Annotated in this window: 27 protein-coding genes and 1 other RNA gene; 16 read left to right on the top strand and 12 right to left on the bottom strand. The window is 62.9% G+C overall.

Annotated elements, in window-relative coordinates:
- The first annotated feature begins 36 nt into the window (after positions 1–36).
- From EP165_RS18370 to EP165_RS18360, 3 genes are all read left to right on the top strand, one after another.
- Positions 37–459 (top strand): thermonuclease family protein, encoded by a 423-nt coding sequence (locus tag EP165_RS18370; RefSeq protein ID WP_127524307.1) that lies wholly within the window; start codon positions 37–39, stop codon positions 457–459.
- A gap of 231 nt (positions 460–690) precedes the next feature.
- On the top strand, positions 691–2,007 hold the full coding sequence (locus EP165_RS18365) for a pilus assembly protein TadG-related protein (protein ID WP_127524306.1): 1,317 nt from the start codon (positions 691–693) through the stop codon (positions 2,005–2,007).
- A 414-nt stretch (positions 2,008–2,421) separates the two neighbouring features.
- Positions 2,422–2,700, top strand: coding sequence for an excalibur calcium-binding domain-containing protein (locus EP165_RS18360; RefSeq protein WP_127524305.1), 279 nt, complete (start codon positions 2,422–2,424; stop codon positions 2,698–2,700).
- On the opposite strand, the gene EP165_RS18355 is transcribed toward EP165_RS18360, so the two are convergent.
- Both EP165_RS18355 and acs read right to left on the bottom strand, forming a co-directional pair.
- Positions 2,701–3,312 (bottom strand): LysE family translocator, encoded by a 612-nt coding sequence (locus EP165_RS18355; RefSeq protein WP_127524304.1) that lies wholly within the window; start codon positions 3,310–3,312, stop codon positions 2,701–2,703. It abuts the gene before it with no gap.
- Between the two features lie 3 nt (positions 3,313–3,315).
- Positions 3,316–5,271, bottom strand: coding sequence for an acetate--CoA ligase (gene acs / locus EP165_RS18350; RefSeq protein ID WP_127524303.1), 1,956 nt, complete (start codon positions 5,269–5,271; stop codon positions 3,316–3,318).
- Positions 5,272–5,544: 273 nt separating this feature from the next.
- On the opposite strand from acs, the gene EP165_RS18345 reads away from it, so the two are divergent.
- Positions 5,545–5,829, top strand: coding sequence for an usg protein (locus EP165_RS18345; RefSeq protein WP_127524302.1), 285 nt, complete (start codon positions 5,545–5,547; stop codon positions 5,827–5,829).
- 9 nt (positions 5,830–5,838) lie between these two features.
- On the opposite strand, the gene EP165_RS18340 is transcribed toward EP165_RS18345, so the two are convergent.
- Together EP165_RS18340 and EP165_RS18335 are read right to left on the bottom strand one after the other, a co-directional pair.
- Positions 5,839–6,393 (bottom strand): imm11 family protein, encoded by a 555-nt coding sequence (locus EP165_RS18340; RefSeq protein ID WP_127524301.1) that lies wholly within the window; start codon positions 6,391–6,393, stop codon positions 5,839–5,841.
- A gap of 10 nt (positions 6,394–6,403) precedes the next feature.
- A complete protein-coding gene (locus EP165_RS18335; RefSeq protein ID WP_127524300.1) occupies positions 6,404–7,243 on the bottom strand; it encodes an AAA family ATPase in 840 nt (279 codons plus the stop codon).
- A 117-nt stretch (positions 7,244–7,360) separates the two neighbouring features.
- On the opposite strand from EP165_RS18335, the gene ssrS reads away from it, so the two are divergent.
- A non-coding RNA gene (gene ssrS, locus EP165_RS18330) (6S RNA) lies at positions 7,361–7,517 on the top strand.
- A gap of 7 nt (positions 7,518–7,524) precedes the next feature.
- On the opposite strand, the gene EP165_RS18325 is transcribed toward ssrS, so the two are convergent.
- The gene (locus EP165_RS18325; RefSeq protein ID WP_164743090.1) at positions 7,525–8,001 is read right to left on the bottom strand and encodes a GNAT family N-acetyltransferase; all 477 of its coding nucleotides are present in this window, start codon (positions 7,999–8,001) and stop codon (positions 7,525–7,527) included.
- Positions 8,002–8,140: 139 nt separating this feature from the next.
- On the opposite strand from EP165_RS18325, the gene EP165_RS18320 reads away from it, so the two are divergent.
- Positions 8,141–8,716, top strand: a complete 576-nt coding sequence (locus tag EP165_RS18320) for a 5-formyltetrahydrofolate cyclo-ligase (RefSeq protein WP_245440220.1) — start codon at positions 8,141–8,143, stop codon at positions 8,714–8,716.
- Between the two features lie 49 nt (positions 8,717–8,765).
- On the top strand, positions 8,766–9,590 hold the full coding sequence (locus EP165_RS18315) for a TIGR00282 family metallophosphoesterase (protein WP_127524297.1): 825 nt from the start codon (positions 8,766–8,768) through the stop codon (positions 9,588–9,590).
- A gap of 32 nt (positions 9,591–9,622) precedes the next feature.
- Here the strand turns inward: EP165_RS18315 and EP165_RS18310 are convergent, their stop codons facing one another.
- Positions 9,623–10,324: a DUF805 domain-containing protein gene (locus tag EP165_RS18310; RefSeq protein ID WP_127524296.1), complete on the bottom strand. Its 702-nt coding sequence runs from the start codon at positions 10,322–10,324 to the stop codon at positions 9,623–9,625.
- A 133-nt stretch (positions 10,325–10,457) separates the two neighbouring features.
- Between EP165_RS18310 and EP165_RS18305 the strand changes: the two genes are divergently transcribed.
- Positions 10,458–10,850 carry a hypothetical protein gene (locus EP165_RS18305; RefSeq protein WP_127524295.1) on the top strand — a complete coding sequence of 131 codons (393 nt, stop codon included), beginning with the start codon at positions 10,458–10,460 and terminating at the stop codon, positions 10,848–10,850.
- Between the two features lie 347 nt (positions 10,851–11,197).
- Positions 11,198–12,232 carry an aspartate-semialdehyde dehydrogenase gene (locus tag EP165_RS18300; protein WP_127524294.1) on the top strand — a complete coding sequence of 345 codons (1,035 nt, stop codon included), beginning with the start codon at positions 11,198–11,200 and terminating at the stop codon, positions 12,230–12,232.
- Positions 12,233–12,309: 77 nt separating this feature from the next.
- On the opposite strand, the gene EP165_RS18295 is transcribed toward EP165_RS18300, so the two are convergent.
- The 4 genes from EP165_RS18295 to EP165_RS18280 all read right to left on the bottom strand — a co-directional run bounded on the left by EP165_RS18295 (position 12,310) and on the right by EP165_RS18280 (position 14,997).
- Positions 12,310–12,609 carry a hypothetical protein gene (locus tag EP165_RS18295; protein WP_127524293.1) on the bottom strand — a complete coding sequence of 100 codons (300 nt, stop codon included), beginning with the start codon at positions 12,607–12,609 and terminating at the stop codon, positions 12,310–12,312.
- A gap of 120 nt (positions 12,610–12,729) precedes the next feature.
- Positions 12,730–13,803 carry a TraB/GumN family protein gene (locus tag EP165_RS18290; protein WP_127524292.1) on the bottom strand — a complete coding sequence of 358 codons (1,074 nt, stop codon included), beginning with the start codon at positions 13,801–13,803 and terminating at the stop codon, positions 12,730–12,732.
- A gap of 35 nt (positions 13,804–13,838) precedes the next feature.
- Positions 13,839–14,786 (bottom strand): tyrosine recombinase XerC, encoded by a 948-nt coding sequence (locus tag EP165_RS18285; protein ID WP_206075944.1) that lies wholly within the window; start codon positions 14,784–14,786, stop codon positions 13,839–13,841.
- On the bottom strand, positions 14,779–14,997 hold the full coding sequence (locus tag EP165_RS18280; RefSeq protein WP_127524290.1) for a DUF3955 domain-containing protein: 219 nt from the start codon (positions 14,995–14,997) through the stop codon (positions 14,779–14,781). Before EP165_RS18280 ends, EP165_RS18285 begins: the two co-directional genes overlap by 8 nt.
- A 132-nt stretch (positions 14,998–15,129) precedes the next feature.
- On the opposite strand from EP165_RS18280, the gene rimM reads away from it, so the two are divergent.
- Both rimM and trmD read left to right on the top strand, forming a co-directional pair.
- Complete coding sequence (gene rimM / locus EP165_RS18275; RefSeq protein ID WP_127524289.1) at positions 15,130–15,735, top strand: ribosome maturation factor RimM; 606 nt, start codon at positions 15,130–15,132, stop codon at positions 15,733–15,735.
- On the top strand, positions 15,732–16,436 hold the full coding sequence (trmD, locus tag EP165_RS18270) for a tRNA (guanosine(37)-N1)-methyltransferase TrmD (protein ID WP_127524288.1): 705 nt from the start codon (positions 15,732–15,734) through the stop codon (positions 16,434–16,436). Before rimM ends, trmD begins: the two co-directional genes overlap by 4 nt.
- Here the strand turns inward: trmD and EP165_RS18265 are convergent.
- Positions 16,418–17,170: a sulfite exporter TauE/SafE family protein gene (locus tag EP165_RS18265; RefSeq protein WP_206075943.1), complete on the bottom strand. Its 753-nt coding sequence runs from the start codon at positions 17,168–17,170 to the stop codon at positions 16,418–16,420. The two genes, trmD and EP165_RS18265, sit on opposite strands and share 19 nt — an antisense overlap.
- A gap of 297 nt (positions 17,171–17,467) precedes the next feature.
- Here EP165_RS18265 and rplS point away from each other — a divergent pair, with 297 nt between their 5' ends.
- The 4 genes from rplS to EP165_RS18245 all read left to right on the top strand — a co-directional run bounded on the left by rplS (position 17,468) and on the right by EP165_RS18245 (position 21,304).
- Complete coding sequence (gene rplS / locus EP165_RS18260; RefSeq protein WP_127524286.1) at positions 17,468–17,983, top strand: 50S ribosomal protein L19; 516 nt, start codon at positions 17,468–17,470, stop codon at positions 17,981–17,983.
- Positions 17,984–18,158: 175 nt separating this feature from the next.
- Complete coding sequence (locus EP165_RS18255; protein ID WP_127524285.1) at positions 18,159–18,956, top strand: transporter substrate-binding domain-containing protein; 798 nt, start codon at positions 18,159–18,161, stop codon at positions 18,954–18,956.
- 148 nt (positions 18,957–19,104) lie between these two features.
- Positions 19,105–19,911 carry an amino acid ABC transporter permease gene (locus tag EP165_RS18250; RefSeq protein WP_127524284.1) on the top strand — a complete coding sequence of 269 codons (807 nt, stop codon included), beginning with the start codon at positions 19,105–19,107 and terminating at the stop codon, positions 19,909–19,911.
- A 40-nt stretch (positions 19,912–19,951) separates the two neighbouring features.
- Positions 19,952–21,304, top strand: a complete 1,353-nt coding sequence (locus EP165_RS18245) for a flavin monoamine oxidase family protein (protein WP_206075942.1) — start codon at positions 19,952–19,954, stop codon at positions 21,302–21,304.
- 56 nt (positions 21,305–21,360) lie between these two features.
- On the opposite strand, the gene EP165_RS18240 is transcribed toward EP165_RS18245, so the two are convergent.
- A complete protein-coding gene (locus EP165_RS18240; protein WP_245440219.1) occupies positions 21,361–22,080 on the bottom strand; it encodes a hypothetical protein in 720 nt (239 codons plus the stop codon).
- 108 nt (positions 22,081–22,188) lie between these two features.
- Here EP165_RS18240 and EP165_RS18235 point away from each other — a divergent pair, with 108 nt between their 5' ends.
- Complete coding sequence (locus EP165_RS18235) at positions 22,189–22,725, top strand: MarR family winged helix-turn-helix transcriptional regulator (RefSeq protein WP_245440218.1); 537 nt, start codon at positions 22,189–22,191, stop codon at positions 22,723–22,725.
- Positions 22,726–22,827 lie beyond the last annotated feature (102 nt).

Genomic DNA, 22,827 nt, shown 5'->3' with positions numbered 1-22,827 from the left:
TTGCAAATTACCTGATAGAGGAATATTTTCCTCTTCATGCTGCGATTGGCCGCCATCCTTCTGTTTTTGCCAGTGCCTTTGCAGGCCGCCGAAACCATCCCCGGCCCGGTCGAGGCGCGGGTGCTGCGCGTGATCGACGGCGACAGCTTTGTGGCGGAGGCGCATGTGTGGCCTGGCCACCTGATCACAGTCAACGTCCGCGTTCGCGGCATCGATGCACCGGAATTGAGAAGCCGCTGCGCTGGCGAACGCATTGCGGCTGCACGCTCCAGAAACGCGCTTGCGGAAATGATCGGCAATGGCCCCGTCGGTATGACCAATATCGGCGGCGGCAAGTTCTATGGGCGCGTGTTGGCCGACGTGACGGCACCCGACGGACGCCCGGTTGCGGAGGCTATGGCCTCGAATAAGTTTGCGAAGCCGTATGCGGGCGGCAAACGCACGCCTTTCTGCGGTTGAGCCCAGGCCTTGTGCCGCGGCGGCACGGGCGCCGGGTGCGGATAGAGCAATTGCCAGTCGAGCGCCGCCAATCTTAACGATTTGCTAACCCTGTTTCGACGCTCGAAGGCTGTAAAATCAATAGTTTATGGTGATCTGCGCAAACACGCGGCCGCGTCCCGTCCGTCTGGCAGCCTTCCTGCACCACCGTTTTCGAACAGCGTCAAAGCGTTTCGTTTGGAGACAGATGCAATGAACCCGTTGCGCACTGCCGTAAACTCGTTCCTAGCCGCCCGCGCCGGAAATTTTGCCGTCATGACGGCAGCGGTCTCGGCCGCGCTTGTGCTCGCGGCCGGATTTGCCCTCAATATCGGCCAGGTCACCATGACCCGCTCCAACCTGCTCAATGCGCTCGACGCCGCCGTCACCTCGACTGCGCGCGACATCACCACCGGCCGGCTTGCGCCCGACAAGGCGCGCGAGACCGTTGAGGCCTTTCTCTTCGCGAATGGCGGTACCGGTTTCGCCGACACCAACAACATCACCCTGGACAGCCTCACCGCCGATCGCGCTGCCCGCACGCTGCGCGCTGTCGCCAGCGTTAATATCGAGCTGGCTTTTCCGGTCTTCGGCACCGCCTCCACACGCAAGATCAGTGTCGAGTCGGCTGCTGTCTACTCCGACAAGAAGATCGAAGTCGCTATGATGCTGGACGTCACGGGCTCGATGGCAGGGCGCAAACTCACCGACCTGAAGAACGCCGCCCGCAACGCTGTCGAGACACTGCTTGCCTCCAACAGCGAAACCAATCCACGCGTTCGCGTGGCTCTCGTTCCTTACGCCACAGCAGTCAATACCGGTGTTCTGTCAAACACGGTTCATGTCGAAAGGCGCCCGACTGGCGGCGAGCCGCCGCGCCTAGACGCACCCTTTGCGGCCGCGGCCGGCGGCGGTTTCGATGGCTGCGCGACCGAACGCAAGGGTTCGCTGCAGTTCACTGACGCCTCGCCCTATGACGCGATGGTCAACCGCGACGTTAGGCTTTCCTATTGCCCGTCGGACGCTCTTCGCCCGCTGACGACCGACCTCGACGAACTCAACCGTTCGATCCGCAGGTTCCGCGCCTCCGGTTACACCGCCGGTCACATCGGCATTCAGTGGAGCTGGTATCTGCTGTCGCCGAACTGGGCACCGGTACTGCCGACGGCTGCAAAACCGGCAGACCACAACCCCGGCAAAGTTTCGAAATATGCCATCCTGATGACCGACGGCGAGTTCAACACTGCCTATGCCGGCGTAGGCCGCAGCGAAACGCCCGATGGCGCCCAGACACGCCGCTCGAGCAACTACGCCAAGCGGCTGTGCGATGCCATGAAGGCGGATGGTATCGAGATATTCACCATCGGGTTCATGCTCAACGAAGCCGCGGCCAAGGATGTGATGCGCGACTGCGCAACCGAGGGTGGCCGGACTGTAAGACACTATTTCGAAACCAGCACCGGCGCCGAACTCGACGCGGCCTTCCAGGAAATCGCCGCCAATATCGAGCGCCTTGCGCTGACAAAATAGAAGCGGCAACCCAGCTGGAGCATCCGCAGTGACGGAAAAGGGCCGGCTTTCGCCGGCCCTCCGTGCTTTCCGTCCGCGACGCGGCCCGTGGCGGCAGCTTTGTCAGATCATCGGAGTTGCGCGAAAACCGGAATCCGCTTTTCGTTCCGATGCACCGGCTACCGGCCGCGCTTCACGCGCCTGTCAGGAAGATTGCTTCCTGAAAGGACGATCCGCCGGGGCCACGCTACGGTTGAAACCACTCGACATCGGATCACCTCCTTTCAGTTTGTTGAACACACGCGCGATGATGCCGCCAAAAGCCGGCCGCCGCAAGGCCGTTCGCACTGTCAGCACCGACGCCATCAAGCACCGCAGCAAACCGCTTGCCGGCTAACCGATTGCGGCTAATGTCGGGCGGGGGGAAACAGCCCGATGAAACATGCGCTGATCCTGGCAATTTGCGTCGCCGTGCTGGCTGCTTCCGGCGGCTTGCGGGCGCAACCGCTCGACATGTCTGCGCAGCTCACCGAACCCGTGCGCCTCGCTCAGGCGCGCAAAACCTGCAAGCAGGTTTCATCCTGCGAAGAAGCGGTGATCTTGTGGTGTAGCGGTTATGACCGTGCAGACGGCGACGATGATGGCATCCCCTGCGAGAATGTCTGCCCGTCGAAACGGCTGGTCGATCAGATCCGCCGCCAGATTGGCTGCTAGCTAGCGCGTGGCGATCGCACCCGCGGCACCCGCCATCGCCGTTGCGCTCACCCGGTTCGCGATGCGCGTGGCGCGCGGGCTTCGAAGCAGGCGGCGCGCCTGGGATGCGGCGAAGGTCCAGCCCAGATCGACCGCGATCAGCACCACCGCCATGGTGGCAGTGAGTTCGGCCCAGCCGACAATGGTCACCGAGCCGAGATCGACGATGGTCGGCAAAAGCGCGAGGTAGAACACCATGATCTTCGGATTGCCGAGTGTCACCGCCATGCCGGCGAAGAACAGCTTGAAGGGCGAGTCCGAGGCCGGCAGCGCAGCACCCTCTTCCGCGACGGGGGCGGTCCACATCTTCCAGGCGAGCCAAAGAAGATAGGCGACGCCGGCCCATTTGATGACCGCGAAGGCGAGGTGGAAGCTCTGCGCCACTACGGCCAGGCCGAAAATTGCCAGCGACAGCCAGATCGCCTCGCCGATCCACATCGCCGCCAGGAAAGGCAGCACGTCCTTGACGCCGCGCGTCAGAACACGCGCGACGAGAGCAGCGATGCTGGGTCCGGGCGACCCAGCGGACACGACAAGCGCGCCCGCGAAAATCAGCAGCGATGTGAGGTCCAAAGGCTAGCCCTTCTTGTTCTGCCTGTTGGCGATGAGATCGTCCACGACCGCCGGGTCGGCAAGTGTCGAGGTATCTCCCAGCGCGCCGTAATCATCCTCGGCGATCTTGCGCAGGATGCGGCGCATGATCTTGCCAGAGCGGGTCTTCGGCAGGCCTGGCGCGAACTGGATCTTGTCCGGCGAGGCGATCGGCCCGATCTCCTTGCGCACATGAGCGACCAGCTCCTTGCGCAAGTCTTCGGACGCCTTTTCGCCGGCCATCAGCGTAACATAGGCGTAGATGCCCTGGCCCTTGATGTCGTGCGGATAACCGACCACCGCCGACTCCGACACTTTGTCATGCGCGACCAGTGCCGATTCCACTTCCGCAGTGCCCATGCGGTGGCCTGAAACGTTGATGACGTCGTCCACCCGGCCGGTGATCCAGTAGTAGCCGTCCTTGTCGCGGCGGCAGCCGTCGCCTGTAAAGTATTTCCCCTTGTAGCTGGAGAAATATGTCTGCACGAAGCGCTCGTGATCGCCATAGACGGAGCGCATCTGCCCCGGCCAGGAATCGGTGATGCACAAATTGCCGTCGGCAGCACCCTCGAGAACCTTGCCGTCATTGTCGACCAGTTGCGGCTGCACGCCGAAGAAGGGCCGTGTCGCCGACCCGGCCTTGAGATCGGTCGCGCCCGGCAGTGGCGTGATCAGAATGCCGCCTGTCTCTGTCTGCCACCAGGTGTCGACGATCGGCGAGCGCTTGTCGCCGACGACATTGTAGTACCACTCCCAGGCTTCAGGGTTGATCGGTTCGCCCACCGAGCCAAGCACACGCAGGCTCTTGCGCGATGTCCTGGTCACGTGGCTGTCGCCAGCACCCATCAGCGCGCGGATCGCCGTCGGCGCGGTGTAGAAGATGTTGACCTGGTGTTTGTCGACGACATCCCAGAACCGTCCCGCGGTCGGGTAGTTGGGCACACCCTCGAACATCAGCGTGATGGCGCCGTTGGCGAGCGGGCCATAGACGATGTAGCTGTGGCCCGTCACCCAGCCGACATCGGCCGTGCACCAGTAGATATCCCCGTCGTGATAATCGAAGACGTATTCATGCGTCATCGAGGCATAGACGAGATAGCCGGCGGTGGTGTGCATCACGCCCTTGGGCTTGCCGGTCGAACCCGACGTATAGAGGATGAACAGCGGGTCTTCCGCCTTCATCTTCTCCGGCTTGCAGTCCGGCTTCACCGACTGCGTTTCGTCGCGATACCAGAGGTCGCGGCCGTCTACCCAGTCGATCTTGCCGCCGGTGCGGCGCACCACCAGAACGTTCTTGACCTTCACCTTGCTCTTGGCCGCGATCTCCACCGCCTTGTCGGTGTTGGCCTTGAGCGGAATGGTGCGGCCGCCGCGCAGACCTTCATCCGCGGTGATGACGAAATTGGAATCGCAGTCGACGATGCGCCCGGCCAGCGCGTCGGGAGAGAAGCCGCCGAACACGACCGAATGGATCGCTCCGATGCGGGTGCAGGCGAGCATCGCATAGGCAGCTTCCGGGATCATCGGCATGTAGATGGTGACACGGTCGCCTTTCTTGACGCCGTGTTTCTTCATCACATTGGCGAGACGGCAGACCTCTTCGTGAAGCTCGCGATAGGTGATCTTCTTGTCGTCATAGGGATTGTCGCCTTCCCAGATGATTGCCGTCTGGTCGCCACGTTTTTTCAGATGCCGGTCGATGCAGTTGTAGGAAACGTTGGTCTGGCCGTCCTCGAACCATTTGATCGAGACATTGCCCTTGAAGGAAGTGTTCTTGACCTTGGAATAGGGCTTGAACCAGTCGATGCGCTTGCCGTGTTTGCCCCAGAACTTGTCGGGGTTCTTCACGCTGTCCTTGTACCACTTCAGATAGGTCTCGTTGTCGATGAGCGCGTGCTTCTTCCACGCCGACTTGACCTTGTGAACGCGTACCTCGGACATGTTTCCTCCCTCGCAATGGCTTGTACCGCTTCGGCGGCCCGTATCGCGGTTCTATTACCATTTGGCCCGCGCCCACAACATTAGACGATGGTTTCTGCCCTCGCATCGCACCGGCCAATGGCCGCCGCTTGTTGGCAATCACCGATTGTGGCTGCCAACCCATTGAAGGTCAAAGGCTTTTGATCGTACGGCGACGGATGTTCATGGACGGTTAACCATATCGGCGGCACATTTTTGCCTGTGGGGGAGCAACGCAGCGCATGGAGTTCTCTTATGGCCGGTTCGACACGTGACAATCGGGAAACAGAGCTGATGCTCAAGGGGTATGGCCTGACGACTGCCGAAATTCTCTACCGAATGCCGGACCACCGGCACCTGCTGCAGAGCTTCATCTGGCAGCACTACGACATTGCCCCGAAGTTCCCCGAGCTCTGGCGCTTCCTCGATTTCTGGCAGGAAAAGCTCGACGGCCCGCTGTTTTCAGTCGCCTACACCCACCGCCGGCTGATCGCGCCAAACGAGTGGCGCAGCGTCGACGGCGAGATCGTGCTGCACTGAACCGGCTTTCTAGGCGTCGCTGCTCCAGACCTTCTCGAATTCGAGACCGCTCAGGCTCGAACCCAGCAACGCGTCCACGGCTGTGCCACTCAGATAGATTTTGCCGCGCGGCATCTGCGCGAGCTTGAAAATCGGTCCGGCCTCCGCGACAGCAGGCAAGAACACGTGCCGCTCGATATCCAGGATATCCGGTCCCGGCGAAAAGCGGACGATCTCGGACCGGGCTTCGTCCAGAACCCCGGCATGTCGCAGCACATGAACATAATGAAGCTGCGGGTATGGCGTGCCGCTGATGCGTACGAACTGCACCGCATCGCCGAACAATGGCTCCATCACGGCGCGCGCGGCAGGCTTCACCACCAGGCCGTGTGAACCCATCCAGGGCACGTCGACAACACGGAGCGGATCACCGCGATCGCTTTCGCCGACATGCAGCGCGCGTATCGGACGTTTCCACAATGGAATGGTTTTGGCACCGGCACCGAGCATCTTTTCGAGCTCACGCCAGTCGTCGGTGACCACCCATTCGCTGCCTGCTGGGACGCTTGGCACAAAGACGTCCATTGGCAGATGATTACCCCTGGCCGCGCGACATGAAGGCCAGGCGTTCGAACAGATGCACGTCCTGCTCGTTTTTCAGCAGCGCGCCGTGCAGTTTGGGCAGTGCATTCTTCGGATCGCCGCGTAAATCGGCCGGATCGACATCGTCGGAGACCAGCAACCTGATCCAGTCCAGCGCCTCGGAGGTGGAGGGTTTCTTCTTCAGCCCCGGCACTTCGCGGATTTCGTAGAACTGCGTCAGCGCCGCGCTCACCAGCTTCTGCTTGATACCCGGATAATGCACGTCGACGATCCGGGTCAGCGTGTCGATGTCGGGAAAGCGGATATAGTGAAAGAAACAGCGGCGCAGGAAGGCGTCCGGCAGTTCCTTTTCGTTGTTCGAGGTGATGATGACGATCGGCCGCTGTTTCGCTTGCACCGTCTCGCCGGTCTCGTAGACGAAGAACTCCATGCGATCGAGTTCCTGCAGCAGATCGTTCGGAAACTCGATATCGGCCTTGTCGATCTCGTCGATCAGAAGCACGACCTTCTTGTCGGCTGTGAAGGCCTCCCACAGCTTGCCGCGCTTGATGTAGTTGGCGATATCGTTGAAGCGCTCATCGCCTAGCTGGCTGTCGCGCAGCCGCGAGACAGCGTCATATTCGTAGAGCCCCTGTTGGGCGCGCGTGGTCGACTTCACGTGCCACTCGATCAGCTCCAGTCCGAGTGCCACCGCCACCTGGCGCGCCAGCTCGGTCTTGCCGGTGCCGGGTTCGCCCTTCACCAGCAGCGGCCGTTCCAGTGCAATCGCCGCGTTCACGGCGACCATGAGATCCTTGTCGGCGACGTAAGCCGCCGTACCTTCAAAACGCATGCAGGGATTCCTGTGTCTTCGTTGGCGCGGACCGTAAAGTCGGGGCCGGCAGGGCGCAAGTCTCGGCCATCGTAATGCCCCTTGGCGGACCCGCCCCTGAGCACATATATTGGCGTTGGCGTTCTGCGCTTCTCGACAGGAGTAAATTTTCCCCGGGGCCTTATTGATCCTTAGGGAGCTGTCCCTGACTTGGCTCGTGGGCTGGGTCATACGGCGCCCACCTACTTTGTAGGCTCCCGGGATCAACCTCTCCGCCGGTCGTCGTGGTTCGCCGCTTCATCTCACCTGCCGACAAGCCGGCGGCGCATAAGGACGGCTGACCCGAACAAGGTCGTGGCATCGGATTCATATGCGAAGCCGCATCTTTCGTAGAAGGCTCGTGCCTCCGGCCCGGCGACCACGGTGATCGAAGCTGCGCCGCGTGCGTGCGCTGCACCTTCTCCGTATTCCGCGAGCGCCCGGCCGATGCCCTTGCCCCACCGGTCCGGCTCGACGAACAGGCCTTCCAGCTCCGCCTCATCCACGGAGGACATGATAACCACGCAGAAGCCGTCGACCGTGCCTTGTGTTTCGGCCACGAAGACCGCGCCCTCGGCAATCTGTTCCACCGGCAGCGACATCGCCTCGGGATGCGCCAAAAGCTCGTCGCGGTATGTGTCCGACACAAGCGACGCGCGGCGCATGATGCCTTCCAGCAGCGCGTGTTCGCCACGCAGCGCAAGCCGTATCGTAGCGCCCGTCGGCAGATGGTTTTTCATTGGTCGTCCTGCGTCATATTCACCGCCATGCGCGTCGGTTCCGCAATGGTGGCCACCCGCGAGAGGCGGTATGGATAGGGAACTCCGCCCGTGCCAACAATGGCCAAAAATTGCCGCCCGCCAGAAATCGGAGAGATCATTGCAGGCGAAAAACGAAAAGCGGCGTTTGCGCGAGGAGGCTCTGGCCCGCCGCGACGCGCTCGATCCGCAATGGCGCGTGGAAGCTTCGCTCGGCATCGCTGACGCGCTAGGCAGCCTGGAGATCGAACCGGGCACGATAGTCTCCGGTTTCATGCCGATGCGCTCCGAGGTCGATCTGCGGCCTGCGATGGCCGCGCTTAGCGACAAGGGCGCGGTGCTGTGCCTGCCCGCCATCCTGGACAAGACCACGATTGTCTTCCGCGAGCTGGTGCGCGGCGCTGAGATGGTGCCGATGGGGTTCGGAACTTTCGGCCCGGGACCGGAGGCCAGGGGGCTTCAGCCCGACCTGATGCTGGTACCGCTGGCTGCCTTCGACGACCGTGGCCACCGCATTGGTTATGGCGCCGGTTATTACGACCGCGCGATTGCGCACCTGAGGGAGGCCGGCAAAACACCGTGCCTCATCGCGGTCGCCTTCGAATGCCAGCGCGTCGACCTGGTGCCCGACGAGCCGCATGACGTGCCGCTCGCTGAAATCGTCACCGAGGCCGGGCTGAAAAGTTTTCCGCGTTAGCCGGTCTTCTTCGCTTGCCTCAGGCAAAAACCACGCTAGACACAATCTCATGCGCTTACTCTTTCTCGGCGACATGGTTGGCCGGTCCGGACGCACCGCCGTCTGGGACAAGCTCCCGGGTCTCATCTCCGACTTCAGGCTGGATTTCGTCATCGTCAATGGCGAGAACGCGGCCGGCGGCTTCGGTATCACCGAAGAAATTCTGATCCAGACGCTGAACGCCGGTGCCGACGTCGTCACCACAGGCAACCATGTCTGGGATCAGAAGGAGGCGCTGATGTTCGCTCCGCATCAGGAGCGCTTTCTGCGGCCCGCCAACTTCCCGCAGGGCACGCCGGGCCACGGTTCGGGCCTGTTCACGGCAAAGAATGGCGCCAGCATTCTGGTCGCCAACATTATGGGCCGCGTTTTCATGCACCCCGAGCTCGACGACCCGTTCCACGCCGCCGAGCAGATACTGGCCGCCGCGCCGCTGGGGCATCAGGCGGATGCCGCGGTGATCGATTTCCACGCCGAGGCAACGTCGGAAAAGATGTGCTTCGCGCATTTTGTCGACGGACGCGTCTCGATGGTGGTCGGCACCCACACGCACCAGCCGACCGGCGACCATCAGATCCTGAACGGGGGTACGGCCTATATGACCGACGCCGGTATGTGCGGCGACTACGATTCCTCGCTCGGCTTCGACAAGGAGGAGCCGCTGAACCGGTTTCTCTCCAAGGTGCCGAAGGGCCGTTTCGAGGCCGCGGGCGGCCCCGCCACCGTGTGCGGGGTCGGCGTCGAGATATCGGACCGTACGGGGCTGGCGGAAAAGGTTGCACCGCTGCGTGTCGGCCCGCGGCTTGAAGAAACCGTTCCGGCCTTCTGGGCCTAGGCGTCGCCGGCGCGAGCTTTAGCGGCAGCGCTCTAGACGTGAGCTCCGGTCGGCACCGGACCCCATTTGTTGTCATGCTTCTGCGAGCCGATCAGCATCATCACCAGGATGATCAGCGAACCGAACATCGGCACGAAGGCAAGCAGCCAGAACCAGCCGGACAGGCCGATATCGTGCAGACGGCGGAAGAGCACCGCCATCGACGGCAAAAGCAGATAGAGCCAGAACACGCTGATGGCGAGTGCCGATATTGTGGGCTCCTCCGCCTCGTCGAAACCGAGCGCGGTACCCACCACATATCCGAGACCGCCCGCGACGGCGAACCCGATCAGCGCGACAACGACAAAGCTCCAATATTCGCGCCGCCGTGCCCGGCCGCTGAAACGCACATAGCCCCTGGTCACGCAATAGCGGAAATAGCCGATGAGCCCCGGGCTGGCTGGCGGCCCGTCGGGATCGATAGCACCGGATATCGGCGGCATGCCGTCGGCAGTGTCCGCGACGCCCCAAGGGGTAGCCGCGGCGGCGGCATGCCGGGCGGCGGCGGGCGCCAACTGCGGCGTAATCGCGCGCGCCCGGTCGCCATCGGCCGCAAAGCTGACCTTCGCACCCTTGGAGGCCGGCTGGTCGTTGGCGAGGTCGGTGACGTCAAACACATAACGGTTGCCGTCGTTTCCGGTAATGAACCCGGTGCCCCTGTTGCCGTCGAAATAAATGATCTCGCCGCTCTTCAAAATTCGCCTCTCCCGTTTTGCCCGCGAGAGGTTCCCTGCGCAGGGCTGGTCTGTCAACAAGGCCGACGATTGAACGGATGGGCGCCACCGGATAGTTCAATCGGCTACTGCCACCGTCAAAAGACGTCGGAACATGAGAAAACAATACCATCTCCGTCTGGCTGGACCCGATACCCGCATCTGGGACGTTCACAAACTTGTCCGCGCGTCACGGAACCTGCCGCGCATCGATATTCCGCTTGGCGACATCGCCGAACTCGATGAGAACTGGTGGTATCAGGAGCCGGGCGCAGTGGCGACACCGCGATCCCTCGCCCATCACATGGCATTGGTCATGGAGACGGATTTGAGCCACCCGGTCATTCTCTGCGCCGAGGGACGGCTGATGGACGGCATGCACCGTGCGGTCAAAGCCGTGATGGAAAAGCGGGAATACATTTCCGCCGTCCGCTTTCCGGTGACGCCCGAACCCGACTTCATCAACGTTTCGCTGGACGACTTGCCCTATCCGGACGAGCCGGTCTAGCGGCCGCCATCGGCAGCTCACTCGGCCAAAACGCCCAATCCGATTGACTCTTGGCGCGAACGGCGTCATTAGGCGCGCGGATTTGCGATGCATGAACACGATGCCTCGCCCAGGGAGCAAACGATGCACGGTCACACCGTCAGCATATACCGCGACGCCCGGCTTGCAGCCGGTGCAGCCGCATTTGCCTCCATCACAAAAACCACGGCCAAAACGAAGACCACGACGGTCTGACCCCTGCGGCCGCCTGCTCTCTCCCCGGGTCCGCCGGGGAAGTAGCCGGATCCCGAACGGACGTTTCCCGGGCATCGCGGCGAAAGCGGAGAGGACCAGAGGACCTTAGAATCATGGGTTTCAAGATCGCAGTCGCAGGCGCTACCGGCAATGTTGGCCGGGAGATGCTCAACATCCTGGAAGAACGCGGCTTTCCCGCGGACGAAGTCGTGCCGCTCGCGTCGCGGCGCTCGGTTGGCAGCGAAGTCTCCTACGGCGATGCCACGCTGAAGGTGCGGGCGCTGGAATCGTACGATTTCTCCGACACCGACCTGTGCCTGATGTCGGCCGGCGGATCGGTTTCCAAGGAATGGTCGCCCAGAATCGGCAAGCAGGGCTGCGTTGTCATCGATAACTCATCGGCCTGGCGTTACGACGCCGAAGTGCCTCTGATCGTGCCCGAGGTGAACCCGGACGCGGTCGAAGGCTTCACGAAAAAGAACATCATCGCCAACCCCAACTGCTCGACCGCACAGCTCGTCGTAGCGCTGAAGCCGCTGCATGACCGCGCAACGATCAAGCGTGTTGTGGTTGCGACCTATCAGTCGGTGTCGGGCGCCGGCAAGGATGGCATGGACGAACTGTTCACGCAGACCCGCGCCGTCTTCGTTGCCGACCCGGTTGAGCAGAAGAAGTTCACCAAGCGCATCGCCTTCAACGTCATTCCCCATATCGACGTCTTCATGGAAGACGGTTCGACCAAGGAAGAGTGGAAGATGGTCGCCGAGACCAAGAAGATGCTCGACCCGAAGATCAAGCTCACCGCAACTTGCGTGCGCGTGCCTGTCTTCATCGGCCATTCGGAAGCGGTGAACATCGAGTTCGAGAAGCCGATTACGGCCGACGAGGCGCGCGAGATCCTGCGCGATGCGCCGGGCTGCCTGGTCGTCGACAAGGCGGAGGACGGCGGTTACGTCACGCCTGTTGAGGCAGCGGGCGACGATGCCACGTTCATTTCGCGCATCCGCGAGGATTCCACCCTCGACAATGCGCTGAACATGTGGGTCGTCTCCGACAATCTGCGCAAGGGCGCCGCCCTCAACACGATCCAGATCGCCGAGCTTCTGGTTGCTCGCGGGCTTATCCAGCCCAAAAAGCAGGCGGCCTGAACGGCCGACCCGACTGCCGGACATTGAAGCGCGGCCGCGGATCATCTCCGCGGCCGCGTTCGTTTGATCGGGTAGACCTACTCGGCCGGCTGTGCCGGCTCGATCGGCAGGATTTCTGCAGGCGCTTCGCCGGGCTGCGGCTCAACCTGTCGCTCGATGCCAGGGCTGGCGGTCTGGGTCGGGTCGATATCCTCGCCGCCCGAGAAGACCACAACACCGGCGACAAAAAGCGCCACGAGCATGCCGACAATGGCAAATGTCATGCCGCCGGCGCTGGAACGCACCTCCGGCGGCCTGTCGTTCGGGCCCTCGGAACCGTATCCGAGCGAAGGATTCCGCGGATAGAGCGGGTCATTGAACTTGGGATCGTTGATCATCGTTCTACTCCCTTCATTGGCAGGCGAAGGAAATATGGCGCGCGAAAATGGCGGGCGGGCGGCTCCGCAATTCAAATCAGATGACGGCTTGTAAGATGGCCTGTATGGCCGGTGTTCGGCCTAATTCTGCAGGCCCATGGGCTCGACCTTGAACCCGCCCTCCCTGAAGAGCGAAATAAGCCCGTCCTCTCCAGGCAGATGCAGCGCACCTACGGCCACGAATGCGCCGCCGGCTTCGATCAGCGGCAACGCACCCTCGTACATGCCGCGGTTGCGGGTCGAAACCATGACTTCCTGAAATTCGGCATAGCCGCCTTCCTCGCCGTCGCTGCCCGGCAGCACGGCACCGAAAAACGGCCAGAACAGCCCGGTTTCGCCAGCCAGATAGAGCTGGATCATGGTTTCCATGACGTCGTCGATCCGGTCGCCGAGCTTCAATGTCTCGACCAGCCCTTCAACATGCAGCTCCATCGGCAGCGACGCCATCGCTTCAAGCTGGCTTTCGGCCGTTTCCAGCCCTTCGAGTGCCTTACCGCTTGCCTGGGCGTCGGCGGCAAGCTTGGCGTCGAGCACCAGCGCCTGCTGTGCCTTTCGGTTGAGTTCGCAGGCCGGCAACGCGACCAGCGCCGCAATGATCCAGGGCTTCATCTTCTCGACAGCGGCCAGCGGCACACCGCGCTCGGAAAGCCCTTCGGCCACCAGCGCCCTGTCTTCTTCAGGAATCACCGACGACAGCGTTTCGGGCCCGGTGAACATCATCAGTTCCGGACGGTTCGCCATGACCGCCGTCATTTTCGACTGATCGAGAATATCCGTGGTTTCGATAACTACAGTGTTCGAAGCATCGAAAGCTTCCTGCGCCTCCTGGGTCAGCGCCAGCACGCGCGGGTCGGTCATGTGCATCGTGCCGAACAGCCATGACGGCTTGCCTTCGGCGTTTTCGATGCGCCACAACAGCCCCTTGCCATTCGGCGTTGAAGCCGCTTCCGCGCGCAGCGATGCTGCAAGCGCCGGATCGTCGCGCTCCATCGCCGCGAACATGTTTTCGCCGCTGCACACCACTTCTGCCGCCGCCGGCCGCGCGAAAACCACGAATGCGGCCGCCAGCGCCGCGATCAGCAGCCAGTTGGCGATCGCGAGCAGGCCGACAAACGCGGTCGGAAATCGGCTATGTGGTTCCGTCTCTTGCATCATGGCCGGCACGCTAGCGCCGAATTGCAGCAAAAACGTTAAGCGCGGGGGTGCGCGGCTTCATAGGCGGCAAGCAGGCGCTCGGTGTCGACACCGGTATAGACCTGTGTGGTCGAAAGGCTGGCATGGCCAAGCAATTCCTGGATTGCACGCAGATCGCCGCCACGCCCCAGAAGGTGGGTGGCGAAGGAGTGCCTGAGCGCATGCGGCGTAGCGCTGTCAGGCAGATCGAGCGCAGACCGCAGTTTCTTCATCTCGCGCTGGATGATCGCGGGCGCCAGCGGCCCGCCCCGCGCGCCCCGAAAAAGCGGCTTTCCCGCATCGAGTACATAGGGGCATTGGCAGCGGTAGTCTTCGATTGCCTGAATCGCAGCGGGCAGGACAGGCACAAGCCGCGTCTTGCCACCCTTGCCCGCGACCTGCAACACCGGTCCCGCCTTGGCCGGAACCTGCTCCGCCGTCAGCCCCAGCGCCTCCGAGATGCGCAACCCGCAGCCGTAAAGCAGGGTCAGTACCGCTGCATTGCGCGCCGCGATCCAGGGCTCTTCCGCAAGCTGTTCGGCAACCGCTGTCGCGCGCAGCGCATCGCCGGCCGTCAGCGGCTTGGGCAGCGATTTCGGTTTGCGCGGGGACCGGATGGCGTTTGCGCCTGCCGAGCTGGCAAGGCCACGCCGTTCGAAAAAACGCAGCATGGACCGTATCCCCGCGAGCCCGCGGCCAAGCGTGCGTGCGCCGGCCCCGTCGTTGCGGCGTGCCGCCAGAAAAGCGCGGAAATCGATCGCCTTGAGGTCGGCAATATCCGAAATGCCGGGTGGTTCGCCGAGGTGACCGGTAAGGAAGACCAGGAACTGCCGCGTATCGCGTTCATAGGCCTCTACGGTGAGACGTGCCATGCGCCGCTCGGCCGCGAGCCCGTCCAGCCATTCGGTGCGTGCTGCGGCGAGGTCCGGTTTCGCGGTGACGATAAAATCGGCCATGCTAGCCATTGCCACGACGCAAGATGACCGAAGCCGCCAGCGCGACAAATCCGGGGGCCAGAAAGATGAATGTCAGCGGCAGGAACCAGCTTTCCCGCAAAACCCCGTCGGGGCCGACATCGCCATAAAACATGGCTTCGGCGATCCGGCACGCGATTGCCAGCACAATCAGCACGATGCCTGTCTTGCGCAGTTTGGACTTCACCTTCGTCGCTCGCATTCCGGTTCACCACAATCGTTCTCTCAGAATCGTGGCAAATGCGGGTTATTATTGGATGAAGCGATTGGCCGCGTCATCCGAGTTGAAATGACGGCGCTGTGCGACTACGCGTTTGCCCGAGGATTGTTCGACATGCCGAAACCGGAAAACCCCGTTCAGATGGCCGTTATCGGTGCCCCGCACGGTATCAAGGGCGAATTGCGGGTAAAGACTTATACTGGCGACCCGCTTGCGCTGGGAGACTATGGTCCGCTTTTCGCAACCGACGGGCGGCAGTTCGACATTGCCGACATCCGGCCGGCCAAGAACGTGGTCGTCGTGCGCTTTCGCCAGGTGACGGACCGGGATGCGGCCGAGGCGCTGAACGGCGTGGCGCTGTTTGTCGACCGTGCCCAGCTGCCGGACGATCTGGACGAGGACGAGTTTTACCATGCCGACCTGATCGGCCTCGCGGTGCGCGGCGACGGCAACGAAATGCTCGGCCGCATCGTCGCCTTTCACGATTTCGGCGGCGGCGACATCATAGAAATCGAGCGCAGCTCGGGCGGCACCGTGCTCATCCCCTTTACCCGCGATGCGGTTCCGGCTGTCGATCTCAAGGCCGGCTCGGTCACGGTCGACGCCGCTGCCGCCGGCCTGCTGGAAACCGAAGACGAAGACGAGCATCCCGGCGAGCCCAGGGAATTCGACGCCCGCCGACGCCCCCGCGGCCCGCACGACGCAGGCGGCAATCGGTGACGTTCCGCGCCACCGTTCTCACGCTTTATCCGGAGATGTTTCCGGGCGCGCTTGGTCATTCGCTTGCCGGCCGGGCCCTGGATGACGGTGCCTGGTCGCTGGAGGCGGTCCAGATCCGCGATTTCGCCGAGGGCAGACATCGCAATGTCGATGACACGCCTGCCGGCGGCGGCGCCGGCATGGTAATGCGCGCCGATGTGCTGGCCCGCACGATCGACGCGGCATCGCCGAAGGGCGATGACCGCCCCAGGCTGCTGATGAGCCCGCGCGGCAAGCCGCTCAACCAGAAGCGCGTGCGCGAGCTGGCCGGCGGCGGCGGCGCGGTGATTCTGTGCGGCCGCTTCGAGGGAGTGGATCAGCGCGTGATCGACGCCCGCGGCCTGGAGGAAGTCTCCGTCGGCGACTACATTCTCTCAGGCGGCGAGCCGGCTGCCCTGGTGTTGCTTGATGCTGTGGTGCGGCTGTTGCCGGGCGTCATGGGCAACGAGGCCTCCGGTACCGAGGAGAGCTTCGAGACCGGGCTGCTGGAACATCCGCATTACACTCGTCCGCAGGAGTTCGAGGGGCTGACGATCCCCGAGATTCTCACATCCGGCAACCACGCCAGGATCGCCGCATGGCGGCGCGACGAGGCACGCAAGCTGACCGCCGAGCGCCGGCCCGATCTGTTGCCGCGATCCGCTCAGCCGGTGACGAAATAGTATCCGGCCAGGAAGAGCCCCACGGCGATGACGAAGCCGCGCACGGCATTCTGCGGCACGCGCCTTGCAATCCACACGCCGGCATAACCGCCGGCCGCCACCCCGGGGATCATGACGATCGCCTCGTACCAGGCGATCACCCCGCCGGACACAAAAACCACGATCGCAACTGCCGCGATCACGATCGAGAGCATGTTTTTCAGCGCGTTGAGATGGTGGTAGTCGCCGCGCTCGGTAAGACCCAGCGTCGCCAGCATCATGATGCCCATGCCGGCACCAAAAAACCCGCCATAGATCGAGGTCAGAAACTGGACCAGACGGCCGACCATCGGATTGCCGCCCGCGCCATCTGCGGCGCGCGGCTTTGGCTTCAGCCAGGGCCCTGCGGCGAAAAGCGCGGTAGCCGCTATCAGGAGCCAGGGCACCATTGACCGGAAGGACGGGTTGTCGAGCGACAGCAGGATGAGGGCGCCTGCCAGCGCGCCCGCAGCCGAAACGATGCAGAAGATCAGCGCACCGCGCCACATCGCCTTGATGTCGGCCCAGTAGGCCAGGGTTGAGGAGACATAACCCGGAAACTGGGCGATGGACGACGTTGCATTGGCCGATATCGGTGCGATGCCGGCCAGCGACAGGGCGCCGAATGTGATGAAGGTACCGCCGCCTGCGACGGCGTTGACCGCGCCGGAGACGAAACCGGCAATAAACAGGATAAAGGCAAGGAGAAGTGTCAAGGCAGGCAGTCCGTTCGATGGCTCCTCATAGAGAGGCATGGAAGAACAGACAAGCCCGCCGCTCGCGCCGGCCTTTCCTGTCAGCCCGGCACGCAAAAAGTACGTGTTTGGAGGTGACAAACCCCGCCGAAACGTGTAACAGCGCCGCCGATCCGGGAAAAACCCGGCAAAACCGTCAACGAAGGACGGGATATCGCCCCTGCCAATCCGGTTTCGGAGCGGCATAACCAAGCGGTCCTGAACTGCAAGGCGAGCGTCGGGCGCTCTGGCTGTCGAGAACAAGAAGAGGTTGTAGCGATGGATATCATCCGTCAGCTCGAGGCCGAACAGGCCGCGAAGATCGCAGAAAAGCGCAAGCTTCCAGAATTCCAGCCCGGTGACACAGTGCGTGTCAACGTGCGCGTGACTGAAGGTACCCGTACGCGCGTGCAGGCCTATGAAGGCGTCTGCATTGCCCGTTCCGGCTCCGGCTTCCAGGAAAACTTCACCGTCCGCAAGATTTCCTATGGCGAAGGCGTCGAGCGCGTGTTCCCGGTCTATTCACCGCTGGTCGAGGGCGTCGAGGTGGTTCGCCGCGGCAAGGTGCGCCGCGCCAAGCTCTATTACCTGCGCGACCGCCGCGGCAAGTCGGCCCGTATTTCGGAAAACACCGGCGTGCGCGCTCGCAAGCTGAACGACGAGGAGCGCCAGGCGCTTCTGGCCGAGAAGGCCCGCCTCGAGGCTGAGAAGGTCGCAGCCGCCGAGGCGCTTGCTGCCGAGAAGGCTGCTGAGGCAAAGGCAGCCGAGAGCGCAGAGGCCACGGCCACCGAATAGGCGCTTCGTGCGGCATTCACGAAAATGGCGGTCTATGGGCCGCCATTTTTTGTTGGCGGCATCCGCGTTTGTCCGGCGGGAGAAGCGCATCTGACACCTTGCACGGCGGGTCCGCATCGCTAGAGTGGCGCCGGCAAAAAAAGGCCACGGGGCCCATATGTGCAGGAGCGTCACCATGAAACATGTCTTGTCACTTGTCGCGACCGTCGCGGCACTGTCGCTGTCCGCGTTGGCTGCCAGCGCACAATCCGTGCCCGATCTGGGCGGCCGCACGGTCGTTGTCGTGACCGAAAACGCCTATCCGCCGCTGCAGTTCATCGATCCGAAAACAGGTGATGCGATCGGCTGGGAATATGACGCCATGGAAGAAATGGCGAAACGGCTCAACATCACCGTCGACATCCAGAACACCAGCTGGGACGCAATGATCCAGTCCGTGTCGGACGGCCAGTACGATATGGGCATGACCGGCATTACCATCCGCGATGACCGCAAGGAAAAGGTTGATTTCTCCGATTCCTACATGCGATCCGAAATGCGCATGCTGGTCCGCGCCGACGAGAGCCGCTTCGCCGACGAGAAGGAATTTGCCGCCGAGGAAGACCTCTTGATCGCCGCGCAGCCCGGCACAACGCCGTTCTACGTTTCGGTCTACGACATTCTGGACGGCAACGAAGCCAATCCGCGCATCAAGCTGTTCGAAACCTTCGGCGCGACCGTCCAGGCGCTGCGCGCGGGTGACGTCGACCTGGTGCTCACCGACGGCGTCGCAGCCAATGGTTACGTCGAATCCTCGGGCGGTCAGCTCAAGGTAATCGGCGGTCCGCTCGGCTCGGAAGACTTCGGCTTCATTTTCCCGAAAGGCTCCGATCTGGTACCGGCGTTCAACGCCGCCATTGCTTCGATGAAGACAGATGGCACGATCGACGCGCTGAACACCAAATGGTTCCTGGAATACAAGTTGGGACAGTGATGCGCGCCGCCTTGTCCCTCCCCCTTGCGGGGAGGGTGCGGACCTGGGCCGGTCGAAGGCAAGGCGGATGGCGTGGGGCCATGCCGCGCGGCGCCTTGACAACACCACCCGTTCAATCGCCTTTCCACCCTCCCCGCAAGGGGGAGGGATGACGCCACCGCCTTCCCAAACCAGGGACTTCCCCTATTGGCTGGTGGCCGCGGCGGCGATTGCCATCGCGGTCGCAATCTCCATTGCGGCAAGCGATCTCTACGTACAGATATTCGGCGCAATCTCGCGCGGTATCTGGATCACCATCTGGGTAACGCTGGTCGGCTTCGCCCTGGCCTCGGCGCTCGGCCTCGGCATTGCGCTGATGGCGCTATCGAAGTCGCTGGTGCTTCGGCAGATCGCTCGCTTTTATGTCGAGATTATCCGCGGCGTGCCGGTACTGGTGCTTTTGTTCTGGATCGCCTTTGCCGGGGTGCCGGCCTTCGTTGCCGGGTGGAACTGGCTCACCGGCCCGCTTCGCGAAGCCGGCTTCGGTGGCGAACTGCTGGTTCGCGACATTTCGCTCCTGTGGCGCGCCGTCATCGCCCTTACAATCGGCTATTCGGCCTTCATTGCAGAGGTCTTCCGCGCCGGCATCCTGTCCGTTGACCCCGGCCAGATCGAAGCCGCCAAGGCGCTCGGCCTGACCGGTTTCCAGCGTTTCCGGCTGATCGTCTTCCCACAGGCGATCCGCACCATCCTGCCGCCGCTCGGCAACGATTTCGTTGCAATGGTCAAAGACAGCTCGCTGGTCTCGGTCCTCGGCGTCGCCGACATCACCCAGCTCGGCAAAATCTACGCCTCCGGCTCGTTCCGCTTTTTCGAGACCTATTCGGTCGTCGCCTACATCTATCTGCTGTTGACCGTCAGCCTGTCGCTGATGCTGCGCGCACTGGAACGGCGCATGCGCCGTTCAATTCAGTAGCAGGCAAGGAAGTGCATATCTTGCGGGCCGGGAGCTGCTTGTGAATTCCATCGACCGGCGCTCCGTAACCATAGGCCTCGGGGCCGCCGCGCTGTTGAGCGGCGCGCGCATCGCCCGAGCCGCGCAGCCAGTCGACTTCATCGTTATCGGCGCCGGGCTGGCCGGCCTCGCAGCCGCACATAAGCTGGCAGATGCCGGCAAGCGCGTCGTCGTGCTCGAGGCGCGGTCCCGCATCGGCGGCAGGGTCTGGACCAGCCATCTGTGGCCCGGCCTTCCGGTCGACCTGGGCGCAAGCTGGATTCATGGCGTGACATCAAACCCGATTAGCCGGATTGCCGACGACATCGGAGCTGCAAGGGTCGCCACGCGTTACGAAGCGACCCGCGTCTACACACCTGGAGCCGCGGTAGCCGACATTGGCGACGCCCTGCAGGCAGCCGAAAACTTGCTCGACCGTGCACGCGCCCTCGCATTCGAGCGTGAAGCAGACATTTCCCTGCAGTCTGCCGTGGAAGCGCTGCCGGACTGGCACCGGGCGGACCCGGGATTTCGCCGCATTGTGCGGCACGCGGTGCAGTCGCATGTGGAGCTGGACCACGCGGCCGGCTGGAGTGAACTCTCGGCGTGGAACCTTGACGATGACGAGGGGTTCCCCGGCGAGGATGTCTATTTTCCGAAGGGCTTTTTCCAAATTGCGGAGGCGCTGGCGCGCGGCCTGGATATCAGGCACGGCTGCGAGGTCGTCGAAATCCGCCAGGCACATGGCGGTGTATCTGTCGGCTGTCGTTCAGGCGAAACCTTCGAAGCAACACGCGCTCTGGTCACGCTGCCGCTTGGCGTCCTCAAGGCCGGCAGCGTGACATTTACGCCGACGCTTTCAAATTCGAGGCAAGACGCCATCGCAGCACTCGGAATGGGACTGCTCGACAAGTGTTGGCTTGCCTTTGAGCAGCCCTTCTGGCCGCCCGCCCTGACCGCGATGGAATATGTCGATCCCTCGAGCGAGCTCTGGCCGCTCTGGATGGATTTTTCCGCACTCGGCGCGCCTCTGCTGCTCGGCTTCAATGCGGGCCGGCATGCGCGCGAACTTGAGCATCTTTCCGACCGCGCGACGATCGAATCTGCGGTCCGGAGCCTGCGTCACATGTTCGGCGGCGCCGTACCGGAGCCTGCTGCGGCGCAGGTCACCCGCTGGGGTCGCGACCCCTTTGCACTGGGCGCATACTCCTTCAACGCGGTCGGAACCGGCTCCACTACGCGCGAGGCGTTGTTCGGGCTCGACTGGGGCGGCGGGCTGGCTTTCGCCGGAGAGGCAACCGACGCTGCCGGCTTCGGAACCACGCATGGAGCAGTGATCTCCGGCCGCCGCATCGCAGAACTTCTTCTGACGTAGATCGCATGCGGGGTGGAGCGGCACCGGAGCCGCTCCACCGCTGCACCCCAAAGACATCACTCAAGGGGCATGACACGCCCCGGCAGCGAAAGGTCGCCTGACGCGACGTCGTGAACGCCGGTGACGCAAAGTAGCGGCGTCTTGCCTTCCGGGTGTACCCGAAGTTCCGCCGTCACCGCGTCGAATGAGACACCCTCGCCATCGGCAACGGGAACAGTGATACGCGCCGTCTTGTCGGCAAGCTGCGGCGACATGCCGGGGCTGTCGAGCGCGATCGGCAAATGTGGCGCGGTCGCCGGCAACAGATCGACGCCCGGCGAAACGTCCCGCACCTTGAAGCCGCCCGAGCAAGCCTCCGTACCTTCAAGGACAACCCAGTGGGAATGCCAGTCGGCACCGTCATTGGCAGGGTCGCCATCCCCGTTCTCATCGAACAGAGGCGTATCGTCGAAATCGGGATGCGCAGTGATCGCAAGCGCCAGAATGCCTGAACTGGCATCGAAGCCGACTGTTGCCGGGTCGAGCCCGGTCGGCCACACATAAGCCGCCACGCCCGCGCCCGGCAGCTGACCCGTTGCTTCCGGCTTGATGCTGCCGGCCTCGCCTTCCAGTTCCATGAAAAATGTGACCAGCCGCTCATTCGCAGTCGCGCCGGCCTTTCTGATGTCGAACGGCGCAGCGATGTCGCCATTGGCTTCGCTTGCGATTTCATGCGCTGCCACGGCTGTTGCAAAAAATGCGGTGAGGCCGAGCACGGCCATTCCTGTCGATCTCATAGTTACCTCCATAAGTAGCGAGTCGATACCATCTGCTAGCACGACCGTTCGCGGCTTGCAATATTGGTATCGAGACAATACTTTCTGGTCATGGCAGGCAACGAAACCATGGCGATGATCGAGCGGCTGGCGCGCATCGCCGCGCATGATGCGCACACCGCAGGTCTCAAACCGGTGCAGTGGGAGGCATTACGTTTTCTGGCCCGCGCCAACCGATTTTCGCGCACGCCCGGCGCCCTGACCGCTTATCTGGGAGCGACAAAGGGCACGGTGTCCCAAACGCTGATCGCCCTGGAGCGTGCCGGCTACATTGACAAATCGACGGATACCGCCGACCGGCGCACGGTCCGGATCGCCCTCACCGCGGCAGGCCGCAAGATGCTCATCCGCGACGGGACCGAGCCCATGGAACATGCGCTAGAGGCCATGAGCGAAGCGGATCGCGCCGCCTTGATGGCTGGTGCCACAGCACTTCTCAAAGCGCGCATCGCGATCGATGGCGGTCGGCCGTTCGGGATCTGCCGCGACTGCCGGCATTTCGAACGCGACGCGCGGGGCTCCAGGCAGCATTTCTGCCGGCTTCTGGCAGAACCGCTCAGCGAAAGCGACGCCGCCGACATCTGTATCGAGCAGCAAGCCGCCTGATACGCGCGCGGCGTTCGCCAACCGATTGCCGCTCATCCAAAAGATCGCTATATCCCCCTCGATATGGAACGGCTTTACGCACATCCGGCATTCCGCGGCTTC

The organism is Mesorhizobium sp. Z1-4, from assembly GCF_004000235.1.
In the GTDB taxonomy this organism is placed as follows: Bacteria; Pseudomonadota; Alphaproteobacteria; order Rhizobiales; family Rhizobiaceae; genus RCIO01.
The sequence above is the reverse complement of the archived record's forward strand: the minus strand, read 5'-3'. Positions and strand labels throughout refer to the sequence as shown.

Bases quoted from the DNA above. Each gene is read 5' to 3' on its own strand.
- rimM (WP_127524289.1), top strand. From the start codon at position 15,130: ATGCCGAAACCGGAAAACCCCGTTCAGATGGCCGTTATCGGTGCCCCG.
- EP165_RS18285 (WP_206075944.1), bottom strand. From the start codon at position 14,786: ATGGCTAGCATGGCCGATTTTATCGTCACCGCGAAACCGGACCTCGCC.
- EP165_RS18235 (WP_245440218.1), top strand. From the start codon at position 22,189: ATGGCGATGATCGAGCGGCTGGCGCGCATCGCCGCGCATGATGCGCAC.
- EP165_RS18250 (WP_127524284.1), top strand. From the start codon at position 19,105: ATGACGCCACCGCCTTCCCAAACCAGGGACTTCCCCTATTGGCTGGTG.
- EP165_RS18280 (WP_127524290.1), bottom strand. From the start codon at position 14,997: ATGCGAGCGACGAAGGTGAAGTCCAAACTGCGCAAGACAGGCATCGTG.
- EP165_RS18360 (WP_127524305.1), top strand. From the start codon at position 2,422: ATGAAACATGCGCTGATCCTGGCAATTTGCGTCGCCGTGCTGGCTGCT.
- EP165_RS18365 (WP_127524306.1), top strand. From the start codon at position 691: ATGAACCCGTTGCGCACTGCCGTAAACTCGTTCCTAGCCGCCCGCGCC.
- EP165_RS18295 (WP_127524293.1), bottom strand. From the start codon at position 12,609: ATGATCAACGATCCCAAGTTCAATGACCCGCTCTATCCGCGGAATCCT.
- EP165_RS18290 (WP_127524292.1), bottom strand. From the start codon at position 13,803: ATGATGCAAGAGACGGAACCACATAGCCGATTTCCGACCGCGTTTGTC.
- rplS (WP_127524286.1), top strand. From the start codon at position 17,468: ATGGATATCATCCGTCAGCTCGAGGCCGAACAGGCCGCGAAGATCGCA.
- EP165_RS18340 (WP_127524301.1), bottom strand. From the start codon at position 6,393: ATGGACGTCTTTGTGCCAAGCGTCCCAGCAGGCAGCGAATGGGTGGTC.
- EP165_RS18335 (WP_127524300.1), bottom strand. From the start codon at position 7,243: ATGCGTTTTGAAGGTACGGCGGCTTACGTCGCCGACAAGGATCTCATG.
- EP165_RS18370 (WP_127524307.1), top strand. From the start codon at position 37: ATGCTGCGATTGGCCGCCATCCTTCTGTTTTTGCCAGTGCCTTTGCAG.
- EP165_RS18345 (WP_127524302.1), top strand. From the start codon at position 5,545: ATGGCCGGTTCGACACGTGACAATCGGGAAACAGAGCTGATGCTCAAG.
- EP165_RS18255 (WP_127524285.1), top strand. From the start codon at position 18,159: ATGAAACATGTCTTGTCACTTGTCGCGACCGTCGCGGCACTGTCGCTG.
- EP165_RS18300 (WP_127524294.1), top strand. From the start codon at position 11,198: ATGGGTTTCAAGATCGCAGTCGCAGGCGCTACCGGCAATGTTGGCCGG.
- acs (WP_127524303.1), bottom strand. From the start codon at position 5,271: ATGTCCGAGGTACGCGTTCACAAGGTCAAGTCGGCGTGGAAGAAGCAC.
- EP165_RS18305 (WP_127524295.1), top strand. From the start codon at position 10,458: ATGAGAAAACAATACCATCTCCGTCTGGCTGGACCCGATACCCGCATC.
- EP165_RS18240 (WP_245440219.1), bottom strand. From the start codon at position 22,080: ATGAGATCGACAGGAATGGCCGTGCTCGGCCTCACCGCATTTTTTGCA.
- EP165_RS18325 (WP_164743090.1), bottom strand. From the start codon at position 8,001: ATGAAAAACCATCTGCCGACGGGCGCTACGATACGGCTTGCGCTGCGT.
- EP165_RS18315 (WP_127524297.1), top strand. From the start codon at position 8,766: ATGCGCTTACTCTTTCTCGGCGACATGGTTGGCCGGTCCGGACGCACC.